This is a genomic window from Leptolyngbya sp. GB1-A1, assembly GCF_039962475.1.
Lineage (GTDB): Bacteria > Cyanobacteriota > Cyanobacteriia > Elainellales > Elainellaceae > Leptolyngbya_A.
Genome location: NZ_JAMPLI010000014.1, coordinates 25,180 through 51,392 on the forward strand (window position 1 = coordinate 25,180; position 26,213 = coordinate 51,392).

The following is a 26,213-nucleotide window of genomic DNA, read 5'->3' on the forward strand; positions in this document are numbered from 1 at the left end:
TATCGCTTGTTTGCAGACTGAAAGGAACCTGGACGAGATGAGGAAAGCAATCTGGATTTATCTCTGACTGATCTCCTTGAAGAAGCAAAATCATTTGCGATGATAGAGATGAGAAGTTTTGCTTAAGTTGCCGCAATGCTGCAAGGTTCCATTCTGCAAAAGCTGGGTGACGCGCACCGATCGAGTTTCCCTGAAAAGCGACCGCTTAATTTTGGGGTGTATTACAAAAACACGCTGGTCGCCCTTTGTCATGCGCTGGAGGATGCCATTCTATCGGCAGACTACCAGCCCCTGATGATCACGGCATTTCAACGCGGCAAGTGGTATCTCCAAGAAGCCGATCGCTATGGTGACATTGCCGATCGATCGCGTCAGGTCGTGATTTTAGCCGGGGCAGATGCAGGCTTTACCGACCATCCCACCAGTCACAAGGCGAACGTAGATCTGGTTACGCTTGACCCGATCGATGCTGTAGCACAGGAGTGGCACTTAATTATCGTGTCGCCCAATTACACTGCAATGGTGCTGTGTCAGGAGCTTTCTGACGAAGATTACGGAACGGCGGGTAGACCGCAGGCAGACTTGGAGCGCAAGTTTTACGGACTCTGGACGTTTGAACCTAGCCTGGTGCAGGAAACCGCGGCCCTGGCGATCGACCACGTAGGACGCTATAACCCCGCCCTTCAGCAGCAGCTTCAAACCCATCTGGCGGAGTTGATCGATCGATCGCAGCACCATGATGCACTGTGTCATACGCCGACTGCCGATCATCTGGGCGATATCGTAATGCGGGTGATCGAGTATCTGGAAGAGAGCCAGCAAACCGTCACGACTGACCCCCAACCCCATGCTCTGGTAAGCAATCTCACCTCCAACGAACTTCAGGCACTGCTGCGAATCGCTCAGTTGATTGACCAGACTGACCTGAGTAATCCTAATGCCGCTGCCGAAGTGGCAACGCTGGCAGAAGCAATGGGTCAGCTTTTGGACCTTCCTGCCTGGCAGCTTCATCGTTTGCGGTTGGCGGGTTTGCTGCATCGGATTGCGTTTCTTCAGCCGATCGAAACGGTACTCAGTGCACAAGGTTCTGGTCAAGCGACTCATGCCGCCACACCCCTGACCAGTCCGATTATTCCAGGTGTCAAAGTGCTGCGGAAAATGCAGCGGCTCAAAGCAATTTCGACCATCCTCACCCATCAAACCGAGTGCTGGAATGGCTCTGGTCGTCCTTCGGGGCTGGCAGGCGATGAGATTCCAGTAGAGTCGCGCATTCTGGGGCTGATTGCTGACTTTCAGCAAAAATCGGCGCAGGCGCGATCGAGCGGTACTCCCGATGCCGAAGCTGCTTTGCAGGCATACCAATCCTGTCAGCAGGGTGCAAATGAGCAGTGGGACCCGAAGCTGGTTGAGGCTCTGGGTCTGTTGGTAAGCGCGATGCAGCAGGGCATAAGTTTACCCGTTGCGCTGCCCAAAATTGCTGCTGGACTGTGGCTGCTGGATTCTCACTCCTCGGAAGAATTGCTGTCTTATGGTTCTGAGCCAGAGGGGAGTGAATCAGAAGAGACGATCTCCAAAACAGGCTCCTAAAAATTCCTACTATCCCTTTGCTGGAAGCATTCGTTGTTAGATGCAGTTCAGTTATCACCAAGGACAGGAAACGATGGATATTGAAGCAATTCGCGCAGGAAAAGTGAAGCGGCTCACAGGTGCAGATCTCGAAGACGAAGACCTGTCAAAAGTAAACTTGAGCCGAGTGAATTTGGCAGGAGCCACGCTCAATGGAGCCGATCTGAGGGCAACGACGCTCAACGGAGCCAATCTGGACGGTGCGAGCTTGATGGGCTGCTGTCTGGTTGGGGCGGATTTAAGAGCGAATCTCGTTGGGGCAAACCTGATGCAGGCAGACCTGTCGGAGGCAGACCTGCGAGGCGCAAATTTGCGTGGGGCGAATCTAATGCAGTCCCGACTGGCACAAACCACGCTGGCAGGCGCATTTCTGAGTGGCGCAAATTTGATGGGCGTTAGCTTGCAGGGTGTTGATTTGCGTGGGGCAGACCTGCGTGGGGCAAACTTCAATAGCGCAAATTTGGCAGGGGCAAACCTGGCACAGGCAGACCTTCAAGGTGCGATGCTAACCGGAGCAAACCTGGAAGAGGCAGATCTGCGGGACGCAAATTTAGCCGGAGCGAATCTGAGCGGGGCAAACCTGCTTTGTGCAGATCTAGAAGGCGCAAATCTTCAGGGAACGACGCTAACGAGTGCCTGTGTTAAAGGAACGGTTCTCGATCGCGCCGAAGCCTGATTACCGTTTTATCCAATCCTTTGTTTTACTCGACTTGCTCAACTGACTTCGCTTCCTGAGATAAGCTTCCTAGGACAGTTGCCCGTAGGTTAGCATGCCAGTGCCGGAGTCTAAATCGGTTGAGGTGTGCGTAATTTGCTCGAGTGCCATCTCGAAGTCGAGTTCGGGCGGCAGGGTCTTGAGCAGCGTCGTGAGGGCGCGGGATACATCGCGAAATGCCTCAGCCTGTTCATTGAGTGATTCATCGCTCGATTCAGTAGAATCCGATTCAGCGGCGATCGTCTCTGTGCTGTCAGCGCGGTTGTCTACGAGTTCTCGCAAGGCTTCCAGCGTGGAAATTAATCCATACTCCCGGATGAGAGCGTTGAGATCTAATTCGAGGTCATCTGTGGTTTCTATCATGAGCTTTTGTGGTGAGGGGTATGCAGAGTGAGCGGGGGTGTTAAGTGAGCCAATTAGCCTGATCGAGTTCAGACAGTCTCAGGTTCTGATTCAAGTTCTGATTCAAGGTTTGATTATTGATAACGCTACGATGACCAGGAAGCGTCTCGCGTTGATCTTGAGAGGGATTCCCATAGGATGCGAAGCAGGATTTTTGAGCAGAACGAATTCCAGCGTTGCTGAATAGAAATATGAAGAACCCAATTGAGCTTCTGCATCGCCCCCTAAATCCCCCAATCCTGGGGGACTTTGAGGATTAGTTCCCCCCAACGTTGGGGGCTAGGGGGCAAATCATACTCGAATTCAGCAACACCTGATTAAGCGGTCTGGTTAAGTGGAAGTCTGGCGCACCAGACTGAAGAAATGCCCAATTAAGTACAGTGAACCGCACAGCCCGATCGTAGATTCAGCAGCGTCAGTCCGAGCGGCTTCTAATCCTATAACCACATCTGTGTGAGTCTGGCAGTCTTTCAGTTCGGGGCAGACTTCCCAGGCAAGTTGGGCAAGCTGAGCAAGGCTCACCGGGGTTGAGTTGGGCACGGGAACGAGGTAAAGTCGATCGCCCGGACGCAACAGAGCCTTGAACACATCCCCGTGATCTTTTCCGGCGATCATACCCATTACCCAGGCGATCGGTTTTGTCACTTGAGGACTGGTATCGACATATTGCCGCAGCATTGCTGCCCCTGCCGGATTGTGTGCTCCATCAATCAAAAGCGGCTGACCCTGCCAGGAAATCCACTGGAGTCGTCCCTGCCAGGAGGTTTTTCCCATGCCTGCCGCAATTTGCTCGTTGTCGATCTGCCAGCCTTGCTGGCGGAGAATTTGCAGCGTTGCGACTGCCAGCGCAGAATTAATAAGCTGATGCTGTCCTAAAAGCGGGAGCGGATAGCAGATTGACTCGAATGAAAAGGGTGAGTTTTCTACTGAAGTGTCGCACCATTCTGCCCAGCGCGTTTGCTGAGAATCTCTAGTTTGCTCGATCGCAGCCTCTACCCAAACGGCAGGACAGGCTAGCTGCTCTAATCGTTGCTGGAGGACGAGCGCCGCTTCTGTGGGCTGGGGTGCGATCACTGCCGGGCAGTGGGGCTTTAAAATGCCTGCTTTTTCAAAAGCAATATGCGCCAGAGTGGGTCCGAGCCGCTGCCAGTGTTCCAGGCTGAGGGATGTGATCACGCTAACCAGGGGACGATCGACCACATTGGTAGCATCCAGCCGTCCGCCCAACCCGACCTCGACCACTGCCAAATCAACCTGCTGCTGAGCAAAATAAAGCCATGCGGCGGCAGTAATCACCTCAAACTGAGTAGGGCAGGGTTGATCAGGACGGATTGCACCGACCACCTGACGCAAAATTTTGAGCAATTCGATCGGCTCAATGGCTTCCCCATTTATCGAAATTCGTTCGCACCAGTCCACCAGATGCGGGGAGGTGTATCTTCCAACGCGGTAGCCTGCGGTCTGAAGCACCGAGGAAAGAAAGGCACAGACTGACCCTTTGCCGTTGCTGCCTGCCACATGAACGATCGGGACTTGCCGCTGCGGATTGCCCAGATTTTCCAGCAGGAATTCAATTCGCTCTAAGCCTAACTCCACGCCAAAGTGAGCAAACTGGTGCAGCAGCGCATCAATTTCCGCTTGGGCATCAGGTTCAGCAAGCTCAGAAGCAAGTGAAGGGAGATTTGACATGGCAGGACGAATCGCGACAAAAGGCAGATGCTTTCACAGCATACTTTCATCTTGCCTGATCTCGTGGATTCCTGGTGGGTGAGCCTGGGTGGAAAGCAATTGCTTGGTGAGCAACGCTCCTGCCTAAAGGCCATGATTTGAAGAACTTGCAGCGATCGGTTGACTGATCCAGCCGCATCCACCGCACCAACCGCACAACGAGTGGGGATCAGTTTCCCGCCGATCGCTGCTTTTCCTGCTCGACTTCTTCCTGAAGCTTTGCCAGTTCTTCCGGGGTCATTTCTTCGAGTCGCTTTTGCAGCACAGCATCTTCGTAGTTTCGCATCTGCTCACCCAGCGTCATGTTCTTCGTGAGTACGCGAAACAAATAGGTGAGGAGCCATCCGACCACGCCGCCCACTAGCACAGCCTGGCTCCAGATGCCAGCCGAAATGCTATCTAGACCTGCAAACTGCAAAATCAGGTAGATGATTCCCCCTGCAGCAAAAATGCCAATACCAATGCCGATAACATCAATCCGTCGCATGGCTTAGCTGATTTGCCGGGGTTGGGGACGGAAGTTGAGGAAGGGACTCAGCAACACCAGACCGGGGAAGAAGAAAAATACGCCAAAATACATCAGCACGCGCTCGATCGAGCTTGCCACATACCAGCGGCTCTTGAGATACAGAAACAGCAGTGCCGGCATAACCACTAGATAAGCCCCACCTAGAGCCAGGTACAGCAGTGGAACAAGAGGAAGTGACATAGGCTTTCGCTTAAATGAAGCTTTGTTGGGTTCACTTAGGTTCAGCAAGGGCACGGCGAGAATTTCCCGTTTGCCTCTGCTGTTGTCTATCTTACCGCTTTCAACTGCCCGAAATAGAGAATCCAGACTGGGTAGGGGCGATCGAATCCCCTAAAAAACCTGATGGTTAGCGTCAGGAAAGGCGATGAAACTACAGGGAGATAGCCCTAAAGATGAAACTCCAGGGATGATAGCCCTAAAAAGAGAAACCCCAGCCGGAGCCGGGGAAGGGTGATCAGGATTGCATCCCATTTAGTCTTGAGTCGTTCGATTCAACAGTATCGGTAGGGATGACCCGATCGCGTCGTCCGATGTGTATAGATCGGCAGAACAGCCTCTCTGTCAGAAGATGGATGGACTTGTGTAATAAGTACGTGAGCCAGCGTCTCAAGACAGAAAACTTTAGCCCAGAAGCTGCTTAAAGTGATCCATATCTGCTGAGTGCAGATAAAAAGAAGCGCAAAGATTTCGATCGTTTTGGAGCAGAATCTGCAAAATGGGGATAAAGATAGAAAAAATAAATATAAATCATCAGTAATCCTGTTTATTCTTTGATTATTTTTTGATTGATTATTTTTTGCTCAACTTTTGACCTGCACGCTTTGGAAACTCAGGCATTGTCATGACGCAGCACCTCATTCCTCCTGCGGGACACGATGACTTCAACGCCCTATCGCTTCAGGATCAGATTCAAATTGCGCTGGCAGTAGCTGATGAAACCTCGCTGAAGTCGCTCTTAGTGGATTGTGTCCCGCCGATCACCGCTCTGCATCGAATTCGCAATCTCAAAACGACCGTGAGTGTCCCGCTTGCCTCTGGAACAATCGGATCATTTTCTGGGCAATCTGCCGCACCCTCGATCGACGGCATTCTTCAGTTTGAGGAGGCATACTGCACCCTGATCGCTTCAGCGGAGGAACTCAAGCAGGGCATCGCCGACTACACTCAGCAATATGGGAACGATCGCGGCTATCTTGACCTGACCCGGTGCGAGTCTGAGATGCACACCCTGGGGCAATCCCTTCCTTTGTCGCAGGCACTGGCACGGTTGACCCATTCGGGCTTTTCGCCGCGACAGATCCAGGCGATTTTGCACCTGCCGCAGGATGGTTGGTTTCAGTCCTGGTGGTATGCCGTAGATGCTGCCGGAGAGTTTACCGTGCCGTTTCTGCGCGTGCTGCGGACGCTTCACTATCCCGATGGCACAGTGACAATTCAGTACAAAGACTTTTTTGCTCAGCAAAAGCCCGACTGCTATATGAGCCAGTCTCGGCAGGTGATGGTTTTGCTTAAAAACGATCGCAGCTTTAGCGAAACGTTGACCCGGATCAATCTCGCGCGGCAGCAGTTGGGGATCGATCGCGTGATCCTGGTAGGTAGCCATCTCTCGGAACTCGAAGCCAAGGCATACATTAATCAGGGCGTGAGCCTTTATATGACCCGCTCGCTGAGCCTGCCAACTCCAGCAAACTGCTGTCACTGTGTGAATTCAGATTGTCCTTGGCACGGACGGTCGGATTCTCCAGTAATTTTGTGTCGGCGATTTTGTTTCGAGGGAGTGGAAGAGTAGAGAGGTGGAGGAGTGAAGGGGTGAAGGGGTAGATGAGTGAGGAGATGAGGAGATGGGGGTGTGTCGGTGGGTGGTTTAGTCAGACTAGGTTTAGTCAGATTAGGTCTAGTCAGAATAAATGGGGTCAAGCCAGTACAGGAGGGTGCGTTTGAGTTGGTTGAGGTCGCGGGTAAGTTCTTGACGGAAGAATTGTCCGATCGCGTCGAAAGGGGAGAATTCGCTGCTTGTTTGCCACTGCACGTCCTGACCGAGGGGGGTAAGGTGGTTGCCGCGCAAGATTTTGAGGTGAGTGGTTTCGGGGAAACGCTCGTTCAGTGCCAGAGTAAGGGGTTTGGTTTGGTCAATGTCGTCGCTGGTAAATTTCACGAGCAGGTTGTGCTTGACCTGATAGTGCTCGGCGATCAGGCGATTGGTTTCTTCGGGCGATGGGGTGAATTCGACATCGAAGGCGGCAAGTTGGGGCAGGGGCAGATCTTTGAGCTGGGCGGAAAATTGGTTAGTAATTTGAGTCATCCACTGGGTTCCGAGGCGCGACAGTTCGCCTAACTGATCCAGCATCGGGATCGATCGCCTTGCCGGGTAATTGTTGAACGAAATCAGAATATTCCCGGCGCGTTCCTGCGGAAACAGACTGCCGATCAACAGATGCAGCTTGCAGCCCATGCTGTGCCCCATCCCGTAAACGGGGAGCTGCTGCCGCAAAATGTCGATTTGCAAATGCTCGATCGCCAGATTGCCAAGTCTTAAAGTGCGCTGGGCGATCGTGGTGTGATCCATTGTGTTGACAAACGGCGTTGCTACGATTGCGTAGCCCTGATTTGCCAGAAACTCCAGCAAGGTGCGGTAGGTAAGCTGGGGAGCCGTTGCCACAAATGCGCCGCCCAGAAAATGAATAATGGCGGTCGGCTGGGGGGGAACCAGCACCCAGTTACCGTAAATTTCCTGCCACTCCATAGCTTTCTTAATAGCGTTCTTGTTAATGTTTTGTGTCGCGTTACTGAAAACGCCGCTTCTTTCACTGTAGCGGCCACAAGAGTGGGGTGGTAGCGCGATCGGAGATGAACATTTCTTTAATGTTCTTATTCATTTCCTTTCGATCGGCTTAGGAGTACAGTCGGGGGCCGAGGAGTTCAGGGTTTGGAAGGCGATCGAGCATTCTTGTCTAAGGATTTTTGTCTATTGTCTGAAAGGTTCTGCGCTAAAAGATGGTTTGACCCGTCGCCCATTGCCTGCATTACCCCCTAAATTCCCGAACGTCAAATTTCCGAACTTCTGGTTCTAACTTCTGGTTCTAACTTCTGGTTCTAACTTCTGGTTCTAACTTCCGGTTCTAACTTCGGAGGACTTTGAGGTCTGAAGGAGTGGGTTGGTTCCCCTTGGAATTGGGGCTAGAAGGACGGTTCTTACGGGGATAGCGTCTCAAACATTCTCGAAAAATGCCTGTTAGAAAAAACGTTTAAGCGGGGGCTGCCATGTCGATCGTTGTAATGGTTCTGCTGCAAGTCTTGCTGGTGATTGGGCTATCGCGCCTGATGGGTCTCGGGTTTCGGGCTTTACGGCAGCCGCTGGTGATTGGCGAAATTGTTGCCGGAATTATGCTCGGTCCTTCCCTGTTCGGCACGGTGGCTCCGACGCTGGCGAGTGCGCTGTTTCCACCAGAGACGATTCCGTTTCTGGATGTGCTGTCTCAGGTCGGCTTGATCTTTTTTATGTTTCTGATCGGGCTGGAGCTGAATCCCCGCTATCTACGCGGACAGCTCGAGACTGCTGTTTTGATTTCCCATATCAGCATTGTGGTTCCGTTTACGCTGGGCACGTTGCTGTCGCTGCTGCTGTATCCGCTGGTGTCAAACGGCAGCGTTTCGTTTACGGCGTTTGCGCTGTTTTTGGGGGCGGCGATGTCAATTACGGCGTTTCCCGTTTTGGCGCGGATTATTACTGAAAACAATTTGCAGAATACGAAGCTGGGAACGCTAGCTCTCACCTGCGCTGCGGTGGATGATGTGACTGCCTGGTGTGTGCTAGCTCTGGCGATCGCTGTAACTCGCACTAACAGTATGATTGCGGCTCTGCCTACGCTGATCGCAGCCGTGGTTTACATTGCCCTGATGCTGACGATCGGGCGATCGTTCCTGAAACGGCTTGCGAAATACTACGATCGCACAGGCAAACTGACGCAGTTCGTTCTGGCGGGAATTTATATGGGCGTGGTGGCTTCTGCGCTGATTACCGAGGTGATCGGGATTCACCTGATTTTTGGGGCGTTTTTGCTGGGAGCCGTAATGCCCAAAAACGAAGGACTCACCCGCGAACTCGCCGAAAAAACTGAGGACTTTGTGCTGACCTTTTTGCTGCCGATCTTTTTTGCCTATAGCGGGCTGAGAACCCAGATTGGATTGCTGAATCGTCCAGAACTATGGCTATTATGTGGGCTGGTGCTGCTGGTGGCGATCAGCGGCAAGTTTATTGGAACCTATGCAGCAGGGCGGGTATGCGGCATGGCAAAACGAGAAGCGGCGGCGTTGGGCTGGCTGATGAACACCCGCGGGCTAACCGAGCTGATTGTGCTGAATATCGGCTTGAGTCTGGGCGTGATTTCGCCGTTGCTGTTTACGATGCTGGTGATTATGGCACTCGTTACCACGTTCATGACTTCGCCTTTGCTAGAAGTGACTTATCCGAAGCGGCTGATTCAGCAAGATTTAGTCGCCTCGCCGCCAGAGCAGCCGTCTCTGGTTTCTGCCTCGGTGTATCGAATTCTGGTTCTGGTAGCGAATCCTGACACGCAGCTTAGACTGGTGCAGCTTGCAGCGGCAATTGCTGGGACTCAGCTTCAGCAGGCGATCGTGAATCCCTTAAGTCTGATTGAGCTGGAGGAAGACTACGCCTTTGAAAGCACTCCCCTGGAAGCCGATCGCCAGATTGCAGCCCGTCAGCAGCATCTTCAAACCCTGGTGGAGAGCTTGGAGCCAGCGGCGCGTCCTTTGATTCATTCGATCGTGCGGGTGGCAAATGATGTGGCGCGAGAAGCTGTTCAGGTGGCAGAAATGGAGCAAGCCGATTTGATGCTTGTCGGGTGGCATCGTCCTGCCTTCAGCACCAATCGCCTGGGCGGCCGAGTCGGGCAAATTTTGAGTCTGGCGAGAACCGATGTAGCGGTTTTTGTAGATTACCCTACGGGCAAATTTGCGGTTCAGCCCCAGTTGCCCCAGCTCAATCAGCTTTTGTTGCCTTATGTGCCAGATATTCACAGCGATTTGGGCTTGGAACTGGGACTGCGAATTCTGGCAGGTCGTCCAGAGAGCCATCTAACTGTGCTCTGTGTTACACCTTCCGATCGCGCCGTTAGTAAGACGGCTTTCGGTCAGCAGATCGATGATTTAAGCTATGAGCTTCGCACCATCCTTCAGCGGTTGCCTGCGTTTCTGCGCGATCGCGTTCACTTAAAAGTAATTACCACGGTAGAACCAATGCGGGCAGTGGTCGAATTGTCGGAAGGCATGGATTTAACGATCGCCGGAGCCAATCGGGAGTGGGGCATCGAGCGACAAACCCTGGGGCAATATACCGATGAACTCGTGAAACAATGCCGATCGTCGCTGCTGATCACTCGCCGCTATAGCCGTGTTACGTCTCATCTCGCCCCAGTTCTTATGGAAAGAGAGGCTTAAAATGCACCAATCTGCAATTCGATCGCATTTACTGTTCTATGGTGGAATGATTACCTCAGTGTTCATCCTATTTCGCTTGACTGCTGCTTATGGAGAAGCCCGGCTGCAAGCCCCGCCCAATATCGACGGCATCTATTTCAGTTCGATCGCGCCTCCGAGCTGTCCGAATGACTCGCGCTTACGGCTAACTGTGCAGCAGTCAGGAATTTACCTCAACGGCTCGGTTGATCTCGTGCAGGCAAACGTATCGCCCGAAATGCCCGATTCTACCAGTTCTGAAAAGCTGCCGCTAACAGGTCGCTGGAACCAGGAAGCAATGGCTCTTTCGGGCAACACCGATGCGTTAGCCGCTTGTCAGCCTTCTTCAAATTCGGTACTTATTAAGGGAACGATTGCCCCAAACGATCAGCTCACTGCAAGTCTGCAATCCGGCGACACGCCTGCCTGGAGCTTTACTGCCGATCGTCAGGAAAGATCTCAGACCCAGGAGCATTAGGAGCATTAGAAAAGGGTTAGAAATTTATAAAGGAAATTCATAAGGAATGAGTCGCCCCCTCGTCCCCCAATTCTGGAGCCCCTGAAACTACCCTCGCCCCTCCCCTTCGATCGCCGACCCAAACCGATACCCCTTGCCATAAACTGTGTGGATTAGAGGTGTTTCACCGTCGGCTTCGATCTTGCGGCGCAGCAGGCGAATTTGGGCGGCTAAGGCATTGCTGCTAGGCTGCTCGCTCGTACTCCAGAGCTGCTGATGCATTTGGTCATGGGTCAAAAGCTGGTTGGGCGATCGCATAAAGTAGGCAAGCAACTGGCACTCTTTTTCCGATAGCTCAATTTTGCGTCCCTGGCGGTAGGCAAGCTGATTTTCCAGGTCGAGTTCCAGATCATTCACTTGTAGCCGTGTGGCAGGCTTCACTTCCAGCGTTGGCGGGCGGCGCAGCAGTGCCCGGACTCTTGCGAGGAGTTCGCGCAGCTCAAACGGCTTGATTAAATAATCATCAGCTCCCGCATCCAGTCCTGAGACGCGATCGTCGATCGTATCCTTCGCAGTCAGAAATAGCACTGGAGTGGTATCCCCCTGGGAGCGAAGCTGCTGGCAAATCTCTAAGCCCGTTTGCTGGGGCAGCATCCAGTCCAGAATCAGCAGATCGTAGCTTCCGGTAGCAGCCAGCTTACGTCCTTCTGAACCATCGTGGGCAATATCAACGTGATACCCCTCGCGCCGCAAAATTCGACTGAGGGGCTCGGTGAGTTCAACCTCGTCGTCAACAAGCAGAATTTGCATGGGCAGCCAGGAAGAGAACGTTCGTTGCTGTCAATTTCTCAATCTTAATATCCCTGAAATGTCCCTGATCAGCAGGAGGATAGAAATCAACGTGAGATGCGATCGGCATAAATCACGGGTCATGGGTCATTAGCTGTGGGTTACTTGTGCTTCGCGGATGACGAATGACCGACCACGAGACTAACCACGAATGACGAATGACGAATGACGAATGACGAATGACGAATGACTGATGACGAATGGCTGATGACGCTTCCGTTATCCCTGGTTTGATACTGTCCTTCTGATGTCCTTCTACTGATCGAGCAAATTTCGAGATAGCGTCGTAAACCGAAGACTGCTCTGCCTGGCTTCCCTGCTGGTATCGATCGGGGTGGTAGCGATCGGGCTGGTTAGAAACAAGAATTCAATCAGCAGCCATTTCTGTGGAAGGGGCATCCTGCCCAGCTGGTTCGTAAGATAAATATCTTATTGAACTGGGCGGATGAGGATACCCCCACAAGCGATTGAGGCCGTTTCCTTAGCACATGATGCACCCTAGCTGACGCTATACCTTAGCTAACGATAAAGTTATTCGCGCTTAGGTCACTGGGAGCAACGCCTTGCAGCAGAACTAACCGGACAAATCCGTTTGCCGCATCGCCGTTGGCATCAACTCGAACAATCGTTCCTCTTGCAGTTTCCGCGAGGCGCACGTATTGCTGGAAGCGGTTTGGACTGCTGTAGCTGTCACCCTTGAAGAGGACTTTCAGGTCAATCCGGTCTTCCCGTTTAAAGTCAAGGACTTGATCAAGCCCGTGTCTTGCCGATCGATATAGGTAGGTATCCCGACCGCCGCCTCCGCTCATGACATCGCGACCGCCGCCGCCAACCATGACATCGTGACCCAGACCGCCGAGAATTCGATCGTTCTGAGAGCCACCCGAAATCCGGTCGTTGTCCCGGTTGCCAAGCAGCAGATCGACATCGCCATTACCGCGAATCCGGTCTTTGCCTCGCCGCCCGAAGACGGTATCCGTTTTTTCACCGCCAATCGCCCGATCGTTGCCCAGACCGCTGTTGATGAAGTCGCGTCCCTTTTGTCCCTCAATCCGGTCGTCATCTTGCTGACCGTTCAGGATGTCCAGGTTCGTGCCTCCTCGAATTCGATCGCGACCGCGACCGCCCATGAGGTTATCATCTCCGAACTTGCCTTCCAGCCGATCGTTGCCGCGTCGTCCCATTGCGGTATCGCGACCGCGACCGCCAAACGCCCGATCGTTGCCCAAGCCGCCGTCCAGGGTGTCAATGCCGTTGTTGCCGCGCAGGTCATCGTTGTTTTGCTGACCTCTGAGCCGATCGCCTGCCGCACCGCCCAACAGTCGATCGTTGCCCCGGTTGCCATTGAGTCGATCCGAACAGCCTGCACCCAACAGTTGGTCGTTACCCGGCTTACCCACCAGGCGATCGCGATCCTCGGTTCCAACCAGACGGTTGTTGCGGCGATTGCCTTTGAGCCTGACCCCTGGTTTGCAGCCGATTGGGTCGAGCAGTGAGTTGAAATTGAGCGTTACGGTTGCCGGAGTGGAGTCAGCTAAACCAGAGCGATCGGTTGACGCATAGGTGAAGCTGCCGCCGCTAAAGTTAGGACCCGACTGAAAGAAGATCTGTCCGATATCTGCTGCCGGAATCACCTGCCCGGCGGTAATTGCGCGACCTCCTGCGCCTGGCAAACCAAGGAACAGTGTGCCCTGAGCCGTATCAGGAACGGTGACAATGGTGAACGAAGCAACGCCATCCCCGGGATCTGGATCAGTTCCCCCCAGTCCAGGCAGATTGGTCAGCGTGTTTTGGGGCAGGTTAAACGGTCGATCGAACGTATCAGGAGCCTGGTTTTGCCCCGGAACTGGAATAGGACCAGGAGTATTTTGCAGCTGCAACGACACTGTGCCAGGCGTATCGCTTTCGCTGCCGAGGTTATCGATCGCAGTATAGGTGAATCCGCTGCCTGTAAAAGTGCCGCTCGACTGGAAAAAGACTTGCCCAATTTGCTCTGGGGTCAGCGTTTGCCCCGCAGTCAGCCGCACATTGCCCGCCGGATCTCCCAGGAACAGCGTTCCCTGGCTGGGGTCGGGCAGCGTCAGAATGCGATAGTTCGTCACGGTTCCATCTGGATCGCTTCCCCCCAGGTTGGGCACGTTGACAGCGCTATTAATCGGCAGTCCCGCAGCCGAGTTGTTGGTGAGCGGTGCAGAAGTCAGGGTCGTCACTGCCAGGTTACGGACTTCGTGGTTGGCGGTGGAGTCCCCTGTTCCGGCGGCAAAACCAAACTTAAAGAAGTCGGGCACTTCACCGTTGCCGGCTGAACGGGTGTTGTAGTTGGTAATGACCGCTTCTTGCGCGTCCAGGAAGTCGCCGTCGTTGTTGCCGTCGATCGAGACGTTGAGGATTCCATCGCCTGAGAGCGTGATCTGAACCCGCCGCGTCGATTGTTCGCGGTTGGTCGCCGTCACATTATTCAGCATGTAGTTGGTTGGGTCGATCGTTGTTCCAGTGAGGTACTGGTAGCCCGTCGCTTCTCGACCCCGCACCGCAACCGTATTGGGAAGCCGTCCATCGCTACCCAGCCCCGGCGCGCCTCCATTTCGCCCTTCGCCCCCGTTGGAATAGTTGCCAAACGCATCAAACCCGACGCCTAGATAGCCCCCTGCCACCCCCGGAATACCTGTTCTTTGGGCGTAGCCTAAGGAGCCCCCAAACGCCCCAGCATTAGTTGAGTAAGGGGTGCTGCCGTCAATTAGGAAGAAGCTGATTCCGTCTGCTCCGGGAGGCAGCCCGTTTCTGGAGGTTCCGCCCCACTGAAACATATCAAAGGTAATGTTCAGACCCGCGCTGGAGCTAATGGGCTGGTTGTAGAGGACAAAGCCTGCCTGATCAAAGGTCGCGTTGGTGAGGCGCAGTACCCCTGCTCCATCAGGGTCGAGCAACTCGCCAGGGTTTCCTGGTAAGCCGCCTCCACTAGGAGGAACTTGAGGAGGGGCTGCGAACGGGAAGGGTCGAGCCGTCAAATAAGGCGCAACGGCAGAATTGCCAGCATCTCCTGCGCCCTGACCGACCCCTGATACCCAGGAGGTGGCTCCAGGGGCGACCTCGCTGCGCGTAAACGTTTCATTCACAAAAACAACGGGAGCCAAAACAGATTGAAAGTTAGCCATCGCAGTAGCAGAAAAAATAGAGGGGGATAAGATGGCTCCCACCGTTGATTCCAGTGTCCAATCACCACCCAGCTTAGCGTTGCCAGTTCGATTGGTGGAAGCCGCGATCGATGCACCCGTAAGATGGCTCAATTTCTGGATGAAAAGCTGTCCGATCGATCCGGCAGCGACTTCGCAGCCGTAGAGTAAAACTTCTGCCCGATCAGTAAAAGCACGAATCCATTGACGAATCTGGTCTGTGTACTGAGACAGAGTTGCCATGCTCAGTTGCGCCGCGCCCAGGTAAAGTGTTCCTGGAGAGCCGTGCGAGAGCAGATGAATGCTTTGGATCGATCGCCGGTTGGCAAGAGCTTCGGTAATTTGCTCAATGCCGTCCCGATCTGCCTCTAAAACGATTACGTCAGCTTCAGCCGTGAGATGGTCTGTCAGACTGCGGTAATGATGCACCGATGGGTCAACAATCAGCAGTATTTTACTGAAATTGGCAGATGTCATAGCTCGTCATCCGAAACGAAAGTTCATTAAATCAATAACTGTGAAATTATCGACTACAACTGGGTAGTTCCGCGTAGAACGCAGTAATTTCCGCAAGATTTTGCTTGGCTCTTAGTTAAATTTAAACAGTTTCTATAACGGCTATTACGAAGATCCAGTTAATAAATTCTGCTTAATTTTAATTTGTCAATGATTTGCTTTGTAAACATTGCATTGAATCATTGAGAGTTGGAGCCGAGCGAATCAAATCGATAGAATCTCAGTGAATTCTTGCATAAATGACACTGGATTAAATTTATAGCAACTTTATCTAAATAAGTAAAATCTCTGTAGTTTAAATAGCAAGTTTATGTATTGAAATCAATCGCTATCGTAATTAAAGTGCAAACAGAGCAATGAGAGCAGCTCGACGAGCTAACGCCTCGCTCCATCTTGCTTGAGCGACAATTTCTATAGAACGAACGCAAACCATAAGCGCAAAAAAACGATCGCCCTCCGGGAGAACGATCGATCTTGAATAAGAAGGGCTTATCCTAACAGAGAAGTTACATTACCTTTCTGATTGGTTCAGCCCTCATTGAATTAAGAATTCAGTCGAAACTTAATTCACACAATCTTAGTAATCGAAGTCACCGCCACCCATGCCTGCGCCTGCGGGAGCTGCTTCCTTCGGTTCGGGCTTGTCCACAACGATGCACTCGGTCGTCAACACCATTCCGGCGATCGAAGCCGCGTTTTGCAGAGCCGAGCGGGTCACTTTCGCCGGGTCAACGATGCCTGCCTCGAACATATCGACAAATTCGCCGCGAGCCGCATCATAGCCGACGTTGAAGTCCTTCTCTTTCACGCGCTCTGCGATCACCGCACCATTTTGACCTGCGTTTTCAGCGATCCGCTTCAGGGGAGCCGCCAGTGCCCGAGCCACGATCAGCGCACCCGTCAGCTCTTCACCGCTGAGGTTGCCGTTTGCCCACTCTTCCAGCGAAGGCGACAGGTGAGCCAGAGTCGTACCGCCACCGGGGACGATGCCTTCTTCAACAGCTGCCTTGGTTGCGTTAATCGCGTCTTCCAGGCGCAGCTTGCGATCCTTCATTTCAGTTTCGGTTGCTGCACCCACCTTGATGACGGCAACACCGCCAGACAGCTTCGCCAGACGCTCTTGCAGCTTCTCTTTGTCATAGGAAGACTCGGTTTCTTCCATTTGACGGCGGATTTGCTCGCAGCGAGCTTGCACTGCCTTTTCGTTGCCTTCAGCCACGATCGTGGTGGTGTCCTTGGTGATCGTGAGACGGCGAGCGCGACCCAGCATATCGATCTTGACGTTGTCGAGCTTCAGACCTGCATCTTCGGTGATCACCTGACCGCCCGTCAGCACAGCGATATCTTCCAGCATTGCCTTACGACGATCGCCAAAGCCAGGAGCCTTGACCGCAGCCACGTTCAGTACACCGCGTAGACGGTTCACCACCAGGGTTGCCAGGGCTTCTTTCTCGATGTCTTCTGCCAGAATCAGCAGCGGACGACCAGAACGAGCGACTTGCTCCAGCACGGGCACGAGGTCTTGCACCAGCGTGATTTTCTTGTCGGTGATCAGGATGAACGGCTCATCCAGCACGGCTTCCATCCGCTCGGTGTCAGTGGCGAAGTAGGGGGAGATATAGCCTTTGTCGAAGCGCATACCCTCGGTGACTTCCAGTTCGGTTGTCATGGATTTGCCTTCTTCCAGCGAAATCACGCCTTCGCGACCCACTTTCTCCATTGCTTCGGCAATCATGGAGCCGACTTCATCGTCGTTTCCGGCAGAGATTGAACCGACTTGAGCGATCGCCTTAGAATCTTCAACCTGACGAGCGTGCTCAGCAATCTTGCTCACCAGGAAGCCTGTTGCTTTGTCAATCCCGCGCTTCAGGGAGATGGCGTTTGCGCCTGCTGCAACGTTCCGCAGACCTTCTTTCACGACCGCGTGAGCCAGCACGGTTGCGGTGGTTGTACCATCCCCTGCGGCATCGTTGGTTCTAGAAGCTGCCTGACGAATCAGCGAAACGCCCGTGTTCTCAACGTGATCTTCCAGTTCGATTTCTTTAGCGATCGTCACCCCGTCATTGACGATCTGCGGTGCGCCAAACTTCTTCTCCAGCACCACGTTCCGACCTTTGGGACCGAGGGTGACTGCAACTGCTTCAGCCAGGATGTCCATGCCTTTTTCCAAGGCACGACGAGCATTTTCGTTGTAAATGATGCGCTTAGCCATAGTTAAACCAACTTAAGTCCAGTAAATACAAATCAGCAAATTCAGAAAACAGTGGAGCGTAATCGTTCAGAAACTAGGAAACGATCGCCAGAATGTCTTTTTCAGACAAAAGTACATACTCTTCGGTGCCGAGTTTGATGTCGGTTCCGGCGTACTTGGAGTACAGCACTTTGTCACCAACTTTGACTTCCGGCTCTTGGCGGTTGCCATCTTCGCCGCGCTTTCCAGGACCCACAGCGGCAATTTCACCCACCTGGGGCTTTTCTTTTGCCGTATCGGGCAGATAAATTCCACCAGCGGTCTTCTCTTCAGATGCGCTGACCTTCACAAACACACGATCGCCCAATGGCTTGACGGTACTAACGCTCAGAGATACTGCTGCCATATCAAGAATTCTCCAAATATCAGAGTAGGTGTGTAGCATTGCTCAGCAGAAATCCGGTTCCTTGGCAGAACCAGTGCATAGCTTGGAAAATAAACAGCCTTGCAATCTGCTTCAGTTTGTCAAGTAATTTCTTGAGCGAGAGTTTAAGGTTTAGCACTCTCAACCCCTGAGTGCTAATTTAGCGGAACGAGACAGACAATTGCAACCGATTGACACCCCCCTTTTGGAGTACGGGTTCCCGAACTGGGGTAGGATGCGCGCTGTAAAGTAGCCCTTTTGGCGCATTGAGCGCGGTTGAATCTAAAGCCCAAATCTAAAACCAGCATTGTTTCAGCCCTGCGAGTTTTATCGCTGGCATGGGCATTCTACTTAAAGTAATTGTTCAAGTAATTCTTCAGACAGCCTAATTGCCTATTTCTAAAACTAAATTCAGCAAGATTTCCGTTTCATGCATCAGTATTTATCAAAAAAATTGCTGCTGCTTGCAAGATAACTATCCAGCTATGGGTATATTTCCCCTAGATTTCTGAGGATGGTCTGTCTCTACCCGCCTTCCAGTTTCGGTATTTAAGCAACTTCTAAAAGATTTACAAAGTTAATTTCTCAAACGTTACAAGTTTCGCTTTTTGCTGCTTCCACTTCTGACCGCATTTACCCATGACTGAAATTCGATCGACGCTCATTGTTGTTGACCCCGCCGTTGCAGACTATCAAACCCTGCTGCAAGGAATTGGGTCAGATGCAGAGGTTGTTTTGCTCGATCCGTCCCAGGATGGCATTGCTCAAATTACGCAGCTTTTAGCGGCGCGGCGCGATCTGCTCAGCCTACAAATTGTGTCTCACGGCAGCGAGGGTGCGGTGCAATTGGGTTCGGCACAGCTCAGTGGGTCAACGCTCGGTCAATATGCGCTCCTGCTTCGGCAATGGTCAGCTTCTTTTCGTCCGGGTGCGGATCTGCTGCTATGGGGCTGTGATGTAGCGGCGGGAACCGTGGGGCGATCGTTCCTAACCGAGTTAAGCCAGCTTACCGGGATAGATATTGCCGCCTCAACTAATGTGACAGGCAGTGCAGCGCTGGGCGGAAACTGGACGCTAGAAGCCACAACCGGAGAAGTTACGACGCCGATCGCCTTCTCACCCCAGGCACTCGAAGCCTACAGCCAGAAGCTCGCAACCTTCAATGTGGGCAGCTACGACGATCTGATGGATGCGATCGATGATGCAAATAGCACCGCAGGCGATGATATCATCAATATCACGAACGACTTTGATATCATCGGTGCTTTGCCAAATATCAAATCGAACATTCGCATCCTGGGTAACAACAAAACCCTCAACGGTCAAGACCATCGTATTTTTACCGTTGAGAGCGGGACAGTTCTGATTGAAAACCTGACGCTTGATGGCGGCACTGCAAAAGGAGCAGATGCAACCCTGCCCGGACAAACCGGAGGACTAGGAGAGGGCGGCGGACTCTTGATCATCGGTGGCAACGTTACGCTGGTTCGCGTCGGGTTTCAAAACAACAGCGCAATCGGCGGCACGGGTGGCAATGCTCCCGGTGAAACGGGCGGAAAAGGAGGAGATGCGCGAGGCGGAGCCATTTCGATTCAGGGTGGTTCACTGCGCTTAGCTAGTGTGACATTTAATGGCAACGCAGTTTCGGGCGGAAGCGGCGGCACGGGCGCAACTGTAGGAGCTTCTGGGACTGGAGCTGCTAGGGCACTGTTTGTTAACAACGGTGTAACAGTAATTACAGAGGGCGATCCGGCTTACAACGGCGATACGGTTGTCGGGTCTGTGGTGAAAGTGAATGTGCCTAGGGCGACGATCGCCCGGTCTGCTGCTCCGCTTACGGCTGCCAATGTAGTGGACTACACCGTGACCTTTGACAGTGACGGCCCGATCACGGGGGTAGATGCGACCGATTTTGAGCTGACTCCTGGCTCGATCAGCGATGCGGCGATCGTGCCAAATATCACCGGGTCAGGCAAAACCTACACAGTTTCGATCGAAACAGGAACCAGCCTCACCGGAACCATTGGGTTGCGGCTGCGCGATAACGACTCGATTACCAGCACAATTTCCACTAATAGAGGAAATATTGTTGTTCCATTGGGTGGCACGGGAATCAACAACGGCAACACATCCGGCGCAGCCTACCAGATCGATCGCACCCCTCCAGGCGTTTTGTCGATTAATCGGCTCGATGCTCAAAACCTAACTGCGGCAGACCAGATTGCCTATCGCGTGGTGTTTTCCACAGGCGTGAGCGGGGTGACGATCGATGATTTTCAGCCTGCTGCCGTGGGCATTACCGGAGCAACCATTACAGGCATTACCCCGATCAGCGCAGACACTTATAACGTCACCCTAAATACAGGAACCGGAAACGGCACGCTGGGCTTAAACCTGATTGACAATGACTCGATTCAGAATAATCTGAACGTGAAGCTAGGTGGCACAGGAGCCAATAACGGCAATTTCACTAATAGCCAAACCTACTCGATCGACAAAACGCCGCCCCTGGCTTCAGGAATTACCGTAGAAACCCCCAACCCCACCAATGCCGATCGCGTTGATTTCACAGTCAACTTTACTCAACCCGTCACCGGGGTCGATAAGGGTGATTTTGTCCTGGCGACGACCGGAGGCGTGAGCAATGCTCAGATTACAGACCTGGTGGAACTCAATCCGGTAACCTATCGCGTTACGGTCAACACGGGCAGCGGCGATGGCAGCCTGGGGCTAAACCTGAAAGACGACGACTCGATTCGTAACGGGCTAGGAGTGGCATTGGGCACTGCCGGAAACGATAACGGCAACTTCACCGGACAGGTCTACACCTTGATCAAGAGTGCGCCGATCGTTTCATCAATTACGCCGATTAACCCCAGCCCCACCGCAGCCGCCACTGTCAATTACGCCGTTTCATTTACCCAGGATGTGCAGGGTGTTGATCAGCGTAGTTTTGCCCTTCAGGGAATTCCTGATGCTCAGATTACGGGGGTGAACGGCAGCGGCAAGAGCTACACGGTCAGCGTGAATACGGGCAGCAGCAGCGGCAATTTGCAGCTTAATTTGATCGACACCGACCTGATCCGCAATAACATCGACGTACCGCTGGGTGGAGCAGGGGCAGGAAACGGAAATTTCCTCGGCGGTTCCTATAGTGTGAACAAAACGCCTCCCCGCGTTGCCTCGATCACTCGTCTGGAAAGCAATCCGCTGAACGCTACCAGCGTCAACTTTGCGGTCATTTTCAACGATGCGGTTTCGAGAGTGGATGCCACTGACTTTAGCCTTGCTACTACAGGCGTGACTGGAGCCAGCATTGCGTCGGTCACGCGAGTTAACGACAGCTTCTACACGGTTGCGGTGAATGCGGGCAACAGCGACGGCACGATCGGCTTAAACCTGATCGACAATGACTCGATTATCAACACGCTGGGAGTCAACCTGGGTGCGGCAGGAATCGGAAACGGCAATTTCACCGGAGAAGTTTACACGATCGATCGCACGGCTCCTGTTCCAACCATTGTGCCCGTCACCCCCCAAACCCGCCGCGAACAGGTCAACGCTATTACGCTGCAATTTAATGAAGCGGTCGCTGGGCTGGACATCAACGATTTGCGGCTCACCAAAGACGGCAATCCGGTGAATCTCTCTAGAGCCACACTGAATAGTGCAGACGGCATCACCTGGACCTTAGGCAACCTGCGAAAGCTAACCAACGGGCAGGGCGACTATCGGCTCAGCCTCACCGCAGGCGATACGGGTATCAGCGATCGGGCAGGCAATCCGCTGCAGGCAAACGTGGCAGAGCGGTGGACGAATCTGGTGACAGTCAAGATTTGTGATCCGGGCATCACGCGGCGCGGCACCAAAGATGCAGACCTTCTGGAAGGCACAGAAAACAGCGACATTCTGAGCGGACGGGGCGGCAACGATACGCTGGTCGGCTTAGACTGTGACGATCGCCTTGACGGGGGCAAAGATAACGATCGCCTCGACGGGGGCTTGGACGACGATGTGCTGCTTGGCGGTTCGGGCAATGACGTTCTGATTGGCGGCAACGGTCAGGATACACTTTCTGGCGGCTCAGGAGCCGATCGTATTATCTTCGCGGGTAGCAGTCCCGCCGCAGCCCTGACCACCTCGCTGGCAAATGCTCCCGATCGGGTGCGGAAGTTTAATGCTGAGAAAGGCGATCGCTTTGAGCTGGACTTTGACAATAATCTGCGATCGAGCGATCGTCTCAGAGGGCTATTTAACGCCGGACGAGTCAGAGGAAAAACCCTGGAGCAAGCCAGCCGCAACGCCTATAAAGACAAGAATCAACGCAGCCAGGGTCAAAAGCTCAATGGAAATGAGGCGGTCTTTTTTAACTGGCGCGGCAATACCTATCTGTCGGTCAATGATACGGTCAAGGGCTACAGTGCAAACCGCGACTTGGTCATCGATGTGACAGGCATCCGGTTCAATCCCGGAAACAGCGGAGCAGGTGTGTTAACGACGGTAGATTATTTTGCCTAACCGTTACAAAATCTTCTCCAGTCCATACACCAACTGCTTAAGCTGAATTACCTTGCGGATTGACAGCAGCACACCCGGCATATAGCAAGCCCGATCGCTCGTATCATGCCGGAGCGTATAAATTTGCCCTGGTGCACCAAAAATCACTTCCTGGTGAGCGATTAGTCCTGGCAGGCGAACGCTGTGAATCCTGATGCCGGACTCGGTTTCTGATCCTCTTGCTCCAGGGAGCTTTTCGGTTTCCTGAACGCTGGGTGGGTTAAAGGGCTTACCAAATTCTTCTAAAAGCTGAGCCGTCTGAATCGCGGTTCCACTGGGCGCATCGGCTTTTTGGTTGTGGTGCAGCTCAATAATTTCAACGTGGTCGAAATACTGCGATGCCTGAATTGCCGCCTGCTGAAGCAGCACCACCCCGATCGAAAAATTCGGAATAATCAAACAGCCTGTACTGGCTTTATCGGCAAACTCGCTCAGTTCTTCAATCTGCTCCTCGCTCAGCCCGGTTGTGCCAATTACCGGACGCACCCCGTAAGCGACCGCTGCCCGCACGTTGTCATACACCGAATCGGGGTGGGTAAAGTCCACCATCACCGCAAGCTGCTTTTCCTGTGCTGCCATTGCCAGCGTTGCTTCCAGATCATTCAGCACCGGAATTTCTAGCGCACCACAGCCGACAATTTCGCCAATATCCTCCCCCTGAATTTCTGGATTGCGATCGATCGCGCCCACCAGCGTCATATCATTCGCTCCGGCGATCGCTTTCACCACTTCCCGCCCCATCTTGCCTGCTGCACCATTCACCACTACCGGAATTGGATCTGCCATAAGTTCCCCGCGATTCAACACAGGCAATTTTAAAGCAACGCAGACGACAGGGGGGACAAAGCAGCAGGAAATTAAATCCCGCTCAGATTCTGCTAAATAAAAAATTCAACCTGGGGCTTCGGCGGAATATACTCTCGCCGCTCCAACTCTTCTAAAACTTTCGCAATGCTCTCTTCCGGCGTTTCCCGATCGGTATAGCAAACGATATCAGGATTGGTCGGCTCCTCATAGGGATCGTCTATTCCGGTAAAGGCTAGCAGTTCGCCTGCCCGCGCCATTGCGTATAGCCCTTTAGCATCCCTCAATTCGCAAACTTCGATCGGCGCATTGACATAAACTTCGATGAAATCTTCGATCGATTGCCGCATTTCTTCACGGGCATCGCGATAGGGACTGATGGTTGCTACGATCGCAATCACCCCGTTCCGGCTGAGCAGATTTGCCACAAAGCCAATCCGCCGCATATTCGTGGTGCGGTCTTCGCGGCTGTAGCCCAATCCTTTGGAAAGATTGGTTCTGACGATATCACCATCCAGAACTTCGACCGGGCAGGCACGACGCTTTAGCTCACGCTCTAACCCCTTTGACAGGGTTGTTTTACCTGCTGCGCTGAGTCCAGTCAACCACAGAACCAATCCTTTCCGTTCCATAGGTTCTTCCCCTTGCGACTTCATCCAAATTGAATCCCGATCGAGCGTTTGTGGTCTGCGAAGTCAGTTATCAAATACAAGATTTTCCCTGATATTTCCCTCGAATCTGGGAATCAGACTAGTTCTAATTTAGACGCTGCAAGGATGCGATGTCCAATCAGCCGTTTTAGCCAGCCAATCACACCTCCTTTTGGAGTGCGCTGCTCTTGCTCTGTTCCTGAATCAATATCTGGATTCATTTCGGGAGCGATCGCGATCGATCGAGCATTCGTGGATTGAGCAAGGTCAATTTCATGACGAGTATTTGCACGTTCGGCGACTCCAAAAGTCGCGCCATAGGTCAGTAGGATTGAGGGTCTCTAGGGGGAAGGGCTTTAGAGGGAAGATCTGCGTCGCATTGCAAACAGCAGACCCAACCCAGACGGCTGCGATCGCTGCATTCGCCGAGCAGGACTGGTGAATTGTTCCAGCCCCAGCAGCACACCATTCACTGACCAAGCCAGGGCTGCCACCGCGATCGACCCTGCCCAGATTTTGTCGTAGCGTCCGGTTTGAGCGATGCCTTCAAATAAAAGCGTTCCTAGTCCGCCTGCCCCAAACTTCGCGCCGATTGTTGCAATGGCAATCACCACGATCGCCGCCAACCGTACCCCGGCAAGAAACATGGGCAGCACCAGCGGAACCTGCACGCGCCACCATCGCTGCCAGGCATTCATTCCCATTGCCCGCGCCGCCTCCATCACCTGTGGCGGAATTGCCTGAAGCCCAATCGTGAGACTTCGCACCAGAATTACCTGACTATAGATCACCATTGCCGCAATCACCGATCGCGCATTCAGTCCTAAAAACGGAACCAGCAAAATGATCAGAGCCAGACTGGGAATCGTGTAGAGCAGCCCTAACCCACCTAGAACCGGAACCCTAAGCCAGGGCAGTCGCGTGATCAGCAGCACGATCGGCACTGCAACCAGGATTGCCAGAATTAGCGTTACACCCGTCATCGCCAGATGCTCCAGCAGCAAATTCCAAACGATCGACGGGTTTTTGAGGATATAGGTCATGGTCCATATAGAATTGATCGGCTGAGAGGCGGTTCGGAGAACGATCGCACCTTGTTCAAACCTCCTCTCATGTTAAAGGCTTGAGATACTCCTGAATTAGATCCAGCCTTGTGCAGGCGATTGAAGTATAAAAAATGGAGTGCAGGGGCAGAACTCTGTACGGCGAGAAAGCCCCCCCACCCCCGTACCTTACATAAATGAAAAACGCTGTAGGTTAAGTTGAGATAGGTGAATAGCGATAGGTTGATGATTTGCGATCGCTCTAGTCCACCTTGGTAAACGTCCATTCCAAGATGTCGATTGGAGCGGACTGAAGGACTTGCACTAATTCCTGATTGTTCTTAAATTGAAGCTGTTTCACATGGCAAGCTTCCACATTCACCGTGAATTCGTCTTCTTCAAAACACCAGGGTTCGACCGTTAGTTTGCCGTCTTTGAGCTGACGCACATCATAGCGAATGTCATCGATGCCACTTGTAATTTCCAGGGCGCGTCCCATATCAGGAATTTTTTGCTGTACCAGAATCAGGGAGAGCCGATCGCACCAGCGCATAAACTGATAGGCCCGTTCTGCTTCGTCTTTGCTGATGCCCAATTCTTTTTGATAGCGAGTTTGCAGTTCGATTTGCTCGTTCAAAAACTCATCCCATTCGGGAGAAGCTCCCCACTGAGTCTGACTTAGAAAGGTCAGGTGTTTTGAAGTTAGCAGCGTCACGAAGCGTCCTCGATAGCGGGCACTGGTGATTTGACCCCGCATACTGGCGATCGACTCTTTATCCGGGATGTGAGCCAGCGTGAAGTCCAGCGGTGCGCCTGCGGGGGTGAGTTCGTTGCCGTCCCATTCTTTCTCCAGATCGTCGTGGTGAGAAATTGCGGCGATCGTTTCATAGAGTCGAATCGGGGCATTCGATCGCTCCCAGTGTCCGGCAAGTTGGGCGGCTAAAAGGGCATGGGCACGGTGGTAGATAATTTGCCAGCCGTCTTCTACTAAGTTGGAAATCATTGCAATCTCTCGAAATTGAACTACTGACTTCATTGAAATTGAATAAGCTCATACAAAAGGGCATAGCC

General features: G+C 52.9%; 21 protein-coding genes. 6 read left to right on the top strand and 15 right to left on the bottom strand.

Annotated features, from left to right (window positions below):
* Nucleotides 1-135: 135 nt before the first annotated feature.
* Both NDI45_RS15105 and NDI45_RS15110 read left to right on the top strand, forming a co-directional pair.
* Nucleotides 136-1,587, top strand: coding sequence for a DICT sensory domain-containing protein (locus NDI45_RS15105; RefSeq protein WP_348247825.1), 1,452 nt, complete (start codon nucleotides 136-138; stop codon nucleotides 1,585-1,587).
* Between the two features lie 73 nt (nucleotides 1,588-1,660).
* Nucleotides 1,661-2,302, top strand: a complete 642-nt coding sequence (locus tag NDI45_RS15110; protein ID WP_190794274.1) for a pentapeptide repeat-containing protein — start codon at nucleotides 1,661-1,663, stop codon at nucleotides 2,300-2,302.
* A gap of 69 nt (nucleotides 2,303-2,371) precedes the next feature.
* On the opposite strand, the gene NDI45_RS15115 is transcribed toward NDI45_RS15110, so the two are convergent.
* From NDI45_RS15115 to NDI45_RS15130, 4 genes are all read right to left on the bottom strand, one after another.
* Nucleotides 2,372-2,704, bottom strand: coding sequence for a hypothetical protein (locus tag NDI45_RS15115; protein WP_190794273.1), 333 nt, complete (start codon nucleotides 2,702-2,704; stop codon nucleotides 2,372-2,374).
* 369 nt (nucleotides 2,705-3,073) lie between these two features.
* Nucleotides 3,074-4,432, bottom strand: a complete 1,359-nt coding sequence (locus NDI45_RS15120; RefSeq protein ID WP_348247826.1) for a folylpolyglutamate synthase/dihydrofolate synthase family protein — start codon at nucleotides 4,430-4,432, stop codon at nucleotides 3,074-3,076.
* A gap of 208 nt (nucleotides 4,433-4,640) precedes the next feature.
* Nucleotides 4,641-4,958, bottom strand: coding sequence for a DUF3007 family protein (locus NDI45_RS15125; RefSeq protein WP_190790248.1), 318 nt, complete (start codon nucleotides 4,956-4,958; stop codon nucleotides 4,641-4,643).
* A 3-nt stretch (nucleotides 4,959-4,961) separates the two neighbouring features.
* Complete coding sequence (locus NDI45_RS15130) at nucleotides 4,962-5,180, bottom strand: NAD(P)H-quinone oxidoreductase subunit L (RefSeq protein ID WP_190790249.1); 219 nt, start codon at nucleotides 5,178-5,180, stop codon at nucleotides 4,962-4,964.
* Nucleotides 5,181-5,841: 661 nt separating this feature from the next.
* On the opposite strand from NDI45_RS15130, the gene NDI45_RS15135 reads away from it, so the two are divergent.
* Entirely contained in the window at nucleotides 5,842-6,789 is a 948-nt protein-coding gene (locus NDI45_RS15135) for a hypothetical protein (RefSeq protein WP_348247827.1), read from the top strand.
* Between the two features lie 105 nt (nucleotides 6,790-6,894).
* Here the strand turns inward: NDI45_RS15135 and NDI45_RS15140 are convergent, their stop codons facing one another.
* Nucleotides 6,895-7,743, bottom strand: a complete 849-nt coding sequence (locus NDI45_RS15140) for a DUF1350 family protein (protein ID WP_348247828.1) — start codon at nucleotides 7,741-7,743, stop codon at nucleotides 6,895-6,897.
* A 518-nt stretch (nucleotides 7,744-8,261) separates the two neighbouring features.
* On the opposite strand from NDI45_RS15140, the gene NDI45_RS15145 reads away from it, so the two are divergent.
* Both NDI45_RS15145 and NDI45_RS15150 read left to right on the top strand, forming a co-directional pair.
* Entirely contained in the window at nucleotides 8,262-10,460 is a 2,199-nt protein-coding gene (locus NDI45_RS15145) for a cation:proton antiporter (RefSeq protein WP_348247829.1), read from the top strand.
* Nucleotide 10,461: 1 nt separating this feature from the next.
* Nucleotides 10,462-10,956, top strand: a complete 495-nt coding sequence (locus NDI45_RS15150; RefSeq protein WP_348247830.1) for a hypothetical protein — start codon at nucleotides 10,462-10,464, stop codon at nucleotides 10,954-10,956.
* 87 nt (nucleotides 10,957-11,043) lie between these two features.
* Here the strand turns inward: NDI45_RS15150 and rppA are convergent, their stop codons facing one another.
* The 5 genes from rppA to groES form a co-directional block, all read right to left on the bottom strand.
* Nucleotides 11,044-11,745 carry a two-component system response regulator RppA gene (gene rppA, locus NDI45_RS15155; RefSeq protein WP_190790509.1) on the bottom strand — a complete coding sequence of 234 codons (702 nt, stop codon included), beginning with the start codon at nucleotides 11,743-11,745 and terminating at the stop codon, nucleotides 11,044-11,046.
* 294 nt (nucleotides 11,746-12,039) lie between these two features.
* Complete coding sequence (locus tag NDI45_RS15160) at nucleotides 12,040-12,183, bottom strand: hypothetical protein (protein ID WP_190790510.1); 144 nt, start codon at nucleotides 12,181-12,183, stop codon at nucleotides 12,040-12,042.
* Nucleotides 12,184-12,299: 116 nt separating this feature from the next.
* Nucleotides 12,300-15,434: a DUF4347 domain-containing protein gene (locus tag NDI45_RS15165; RefSeq protein ID WP_348247831.1), complete on the bottom strand. Its 3,135-nt coding sequence runs from the start codon at nucleotides 15,432-15,434 to the stop codon at nucleotides 12,300-12,302.
* A 616-nt stretch (nucleotides 15,435-16,050) separates the two neighbouring features.
* Entirely contained in the window at nucleotides 16,051-17,685 is a 1,635-nt protein-coding gene (gene groL / locus NDI45_RS15170; protein ID WP_348247832.1) for a chaperonin GroEL, read from the bottom strand.
* Between the two features lie 73 nt (nucleotides 17,686-17,758).
* Nucleotides 17,759-18,070 (bottom strand): co-chaperone GroES, encoded by a 312-nt coding sequence (groES, locus tag NDI45_RS15175; RefSeq protein ID WP_190791161.1) that lies wholly within the window; start codon nucleotides 18,068-18,070, stop codon nucleotides 17,759-17,761.
* 657 nt (nucleotides 18,071-18,727) lie between these two features.
* Between groES and NDI45_RS15180 the strand changes: the two genes are divergently transcribed.
* Nucleotides 18,728-22,606 (top strand): DUF4347 domain-containing protein, encoded by a 3,879-nt coding sequence (locus tag NDI45_RS15180; protein ID WP_348247833.1) that lies wholly within the window; start codon nucleotides 18,728-18,730, stop codon nucleotides 22,604-22,606.
* A 3-nt stretch (nucleotides 22,607-22,609) separates the two neighbouring features.
* Here the strand turns inward: NDI45_RS15180 and dapB are convergent, their stop codons facing one another.
* From dapB to NDI45_RS15205, 5 genes are all read right to left on the bottom strand, one after another.
* On the bottom strand, nucleotides 22,610-23,431 hold the full coding sequence (gene dapB, locus NDI45_RS15185) for a 4-hydroxy-tetrahydrodipicolinate reductase (protein WP_190791163.1): 822 nt from the start codon (nucleotides 23,429-23,431) through the stop codon (nucleotides 22,610-22,612).
* A gap of 92 nt (nucleotides 23,432-23,523) precedes the next feature.
* Nucleotides 23,524-24,105, bottom strand: a complete 582-nt coding sequence (cysC, locus tag NDI45_RS15190; RefSeq protein WP_190791164.1) for an adenylyl-sulfate kinase — start codon at nucleotides 24,103-24,105, stop codon at nucleotides 23,524-23,526.
* An 89-nt stretch (nucleotides 24,106-24,194) separates the two neighbouring features.
* Entirely contained in the window at nucleotides 24,195-24,320 is a 126-nt protein-coding gene (locus NDI45_RS15195) for a hypothetical protein (RefSeq protein WP_348247834.1), read from the bottom strand.
* 135 nt (nucleotides 24,321-24,455) lie between these two features.
* On the bottom strand, nucleotides 24,456-25,142 hold the full coding sequence (locus NDI45_RS15200) for an ABC transporter permease (RefSeq protein ID WP_190791165.1): 687 nt from the start codon (nucleotides 25,140-25,142) through the stop codon (nucleotides 24,456-24,458).
* Between the two features lie 262 nt (nucleotides 25,143-25,404).
* A complete protein-coding gene (locus NDI45_RS15205) occupies nucleotides 25,405-26,145 on the bottom strand; it encodes a DUF3891 family protein (protein ID WP_348247835.1) in 741 nt (246 codons plus the stop codon).
* Nucleotides 26,146-26,213 lie beyond the last annotated feature (68 nt).

What these genes read in the sequence shown, in the direction of transcription:
- NDI45_RS15145 (WP_348247829.1), top strand. Translation starts at nt 8,262, where the DNA reads ATGTCGATCGTTGTAATGGTTCTGCTGCAAGTCTTGCTGGTGATTGGG.
- cysC (WP_190791164.1), bottom strand. Translation starts at nt 24,105, where the DNA reads ATGAAGTCGCAAGGGGAAGAACCTATGGAACGGAAAGGATTGGTTCTG.
- rppA (WP_190790509.1), bottom strand. Translation starts at nt 11,745, where the DNA reads ATGCAAATTCTGCTTGTTGACGACGAGGTTGAACTCACCGAGCCCCTC.
- NDI45_RS15200 (WP_190791165.1), bottom strand. Translation starts at nt 25,142, where the DNA reads ATGACCTATATCCTCAAAAACCCGTCGATCGTTTGGAATTTGCTGCTG.
- NDI45_RS15125 (WP_190790248.1), bottom strand. Translation starts at nt 4,958, where the DNA reads ATGCGACGGATTGATGTTATCGGCATTGGTATTGGCATTTTTGCTGCA.
- NDI45_RS15130 (WP_190790249.1), bottom strand. Translation starts at nt 5,180, where the DNA reads ATGTCACTTCCTCTTGTTCCACTGCTGTACCTGGCTCTAGGTGGGGCT.
- NDI45_RS15120 (WP_348247826.1), bottom strand. Translation starts at nt 4,432, where the DNA reads ATGTCAAATCTCCCTTCACTTGCTTCTGAGCTTGCTGAACCTGATGCC.
- NDI45_RS15135 (WP_348247827.1), top strand. Translation starts at nt 5,842, where the DNA reads ATGACGCAGCACCTCATTCCTCCTGCGGGACACGATGACTTCAACGCC.
- NDI45_RS15140 (WP_348247828.1), bottom strand. Translation starts at nt 7,743, where the DNA reads ATGGAGTGGCAGGAAATTTACGGTAACTGGGTGCTGGTTCCCCCCCAG.
- NDI45_RS15110 (WP_190794274.1), top strand. Translation starts at nt 1,661, where the DNA reads ATGGATATTGAAGCAATTCGCGCAGGAAAAGTGAAGCGGCTCACAGGT.
- NDI45_RS15150 (WP_348247830.1), top strand. Translation starts at nt 10,462, where the DNA reads ATGCACCAATCTGCAATTCGATCGCATTTACTGTTCTATGGTGGAATG.
- NDI45_RS15195 (WP_348247834.1), bottom strand. Translation starts at nt 24,320, where the DNA reads ATGAATCCAGATATTGATTCAGGAACAGAGCAAGAGCAGCGCACTCCA.
- NDI45_RS15115 (WP_190794273.1), bottom strand. Translation starts at nt 2,704, where the DNA reads ATGATAGAAACCACAGATGACCTCGAATTAGATCTCAACGCTCTCATC.
- NDI45_RS15205 (WP_348247835.1), bottom strand. Translation starts at nt 26,145, where the DNA reads ATGATTTCCAACTTAGTAGAAGACGGCTGGCAAATTATCTACCACCGT.
- groL (WP_348247832.1), bottom strand. Translation starts at nt 17,685, where the DNA reads ATGGCTAAGCGCATCATTTACAACGAAAATGCTCGTCGTGCCTTGGAA.
- groES (WP_190791161.1), bottom strand. Translation starts at nt 18,070, where the DNA reads ATGGCAGCAGTATCTCTGAGCGTTAGTACCGTCAAGCCATTGGGCGAT.
- NDI45_RS15165 (WP_348247831.1), bottom strand. Translation starts at nt 15,434, where the DNA reads ATGACATCTGCCAATTTCAGTAAAATACTGCTGATTGTTGACCCATCG.
- NDI45_RS15105 (WP_348247825.1), top strand. Translation starts at nt 136, where the DNA reads ATGCTGCAAGGTTCCATTCTGCAAAAGCTGGGTGACGCGCACCGATCG.
- NDI45_RS15180 (WP_348247833.1), top strand. Translation starts at nt 18,728, where the DNA reads ATGACTGAAATTCGATCGACGCTCATTGTTGTTGACCCCGCCGTTGCA.
- dapB (WP_190791163.1), bottom strand. Translation starts at nt 23,431, where the DNA reads ATGGCAGATCCAATTCCGGTAGTGGTGAATGGTGCAGCAGGCAAGATG.
- NDI45_RS15160 (WP_190790510.1), bottom strand. Translation starts at nt 12,183, where the DNA reads ATGCCCCTTCCACAGAAATGGCTGCTGATTGAATTCTTGTTTCTAACC.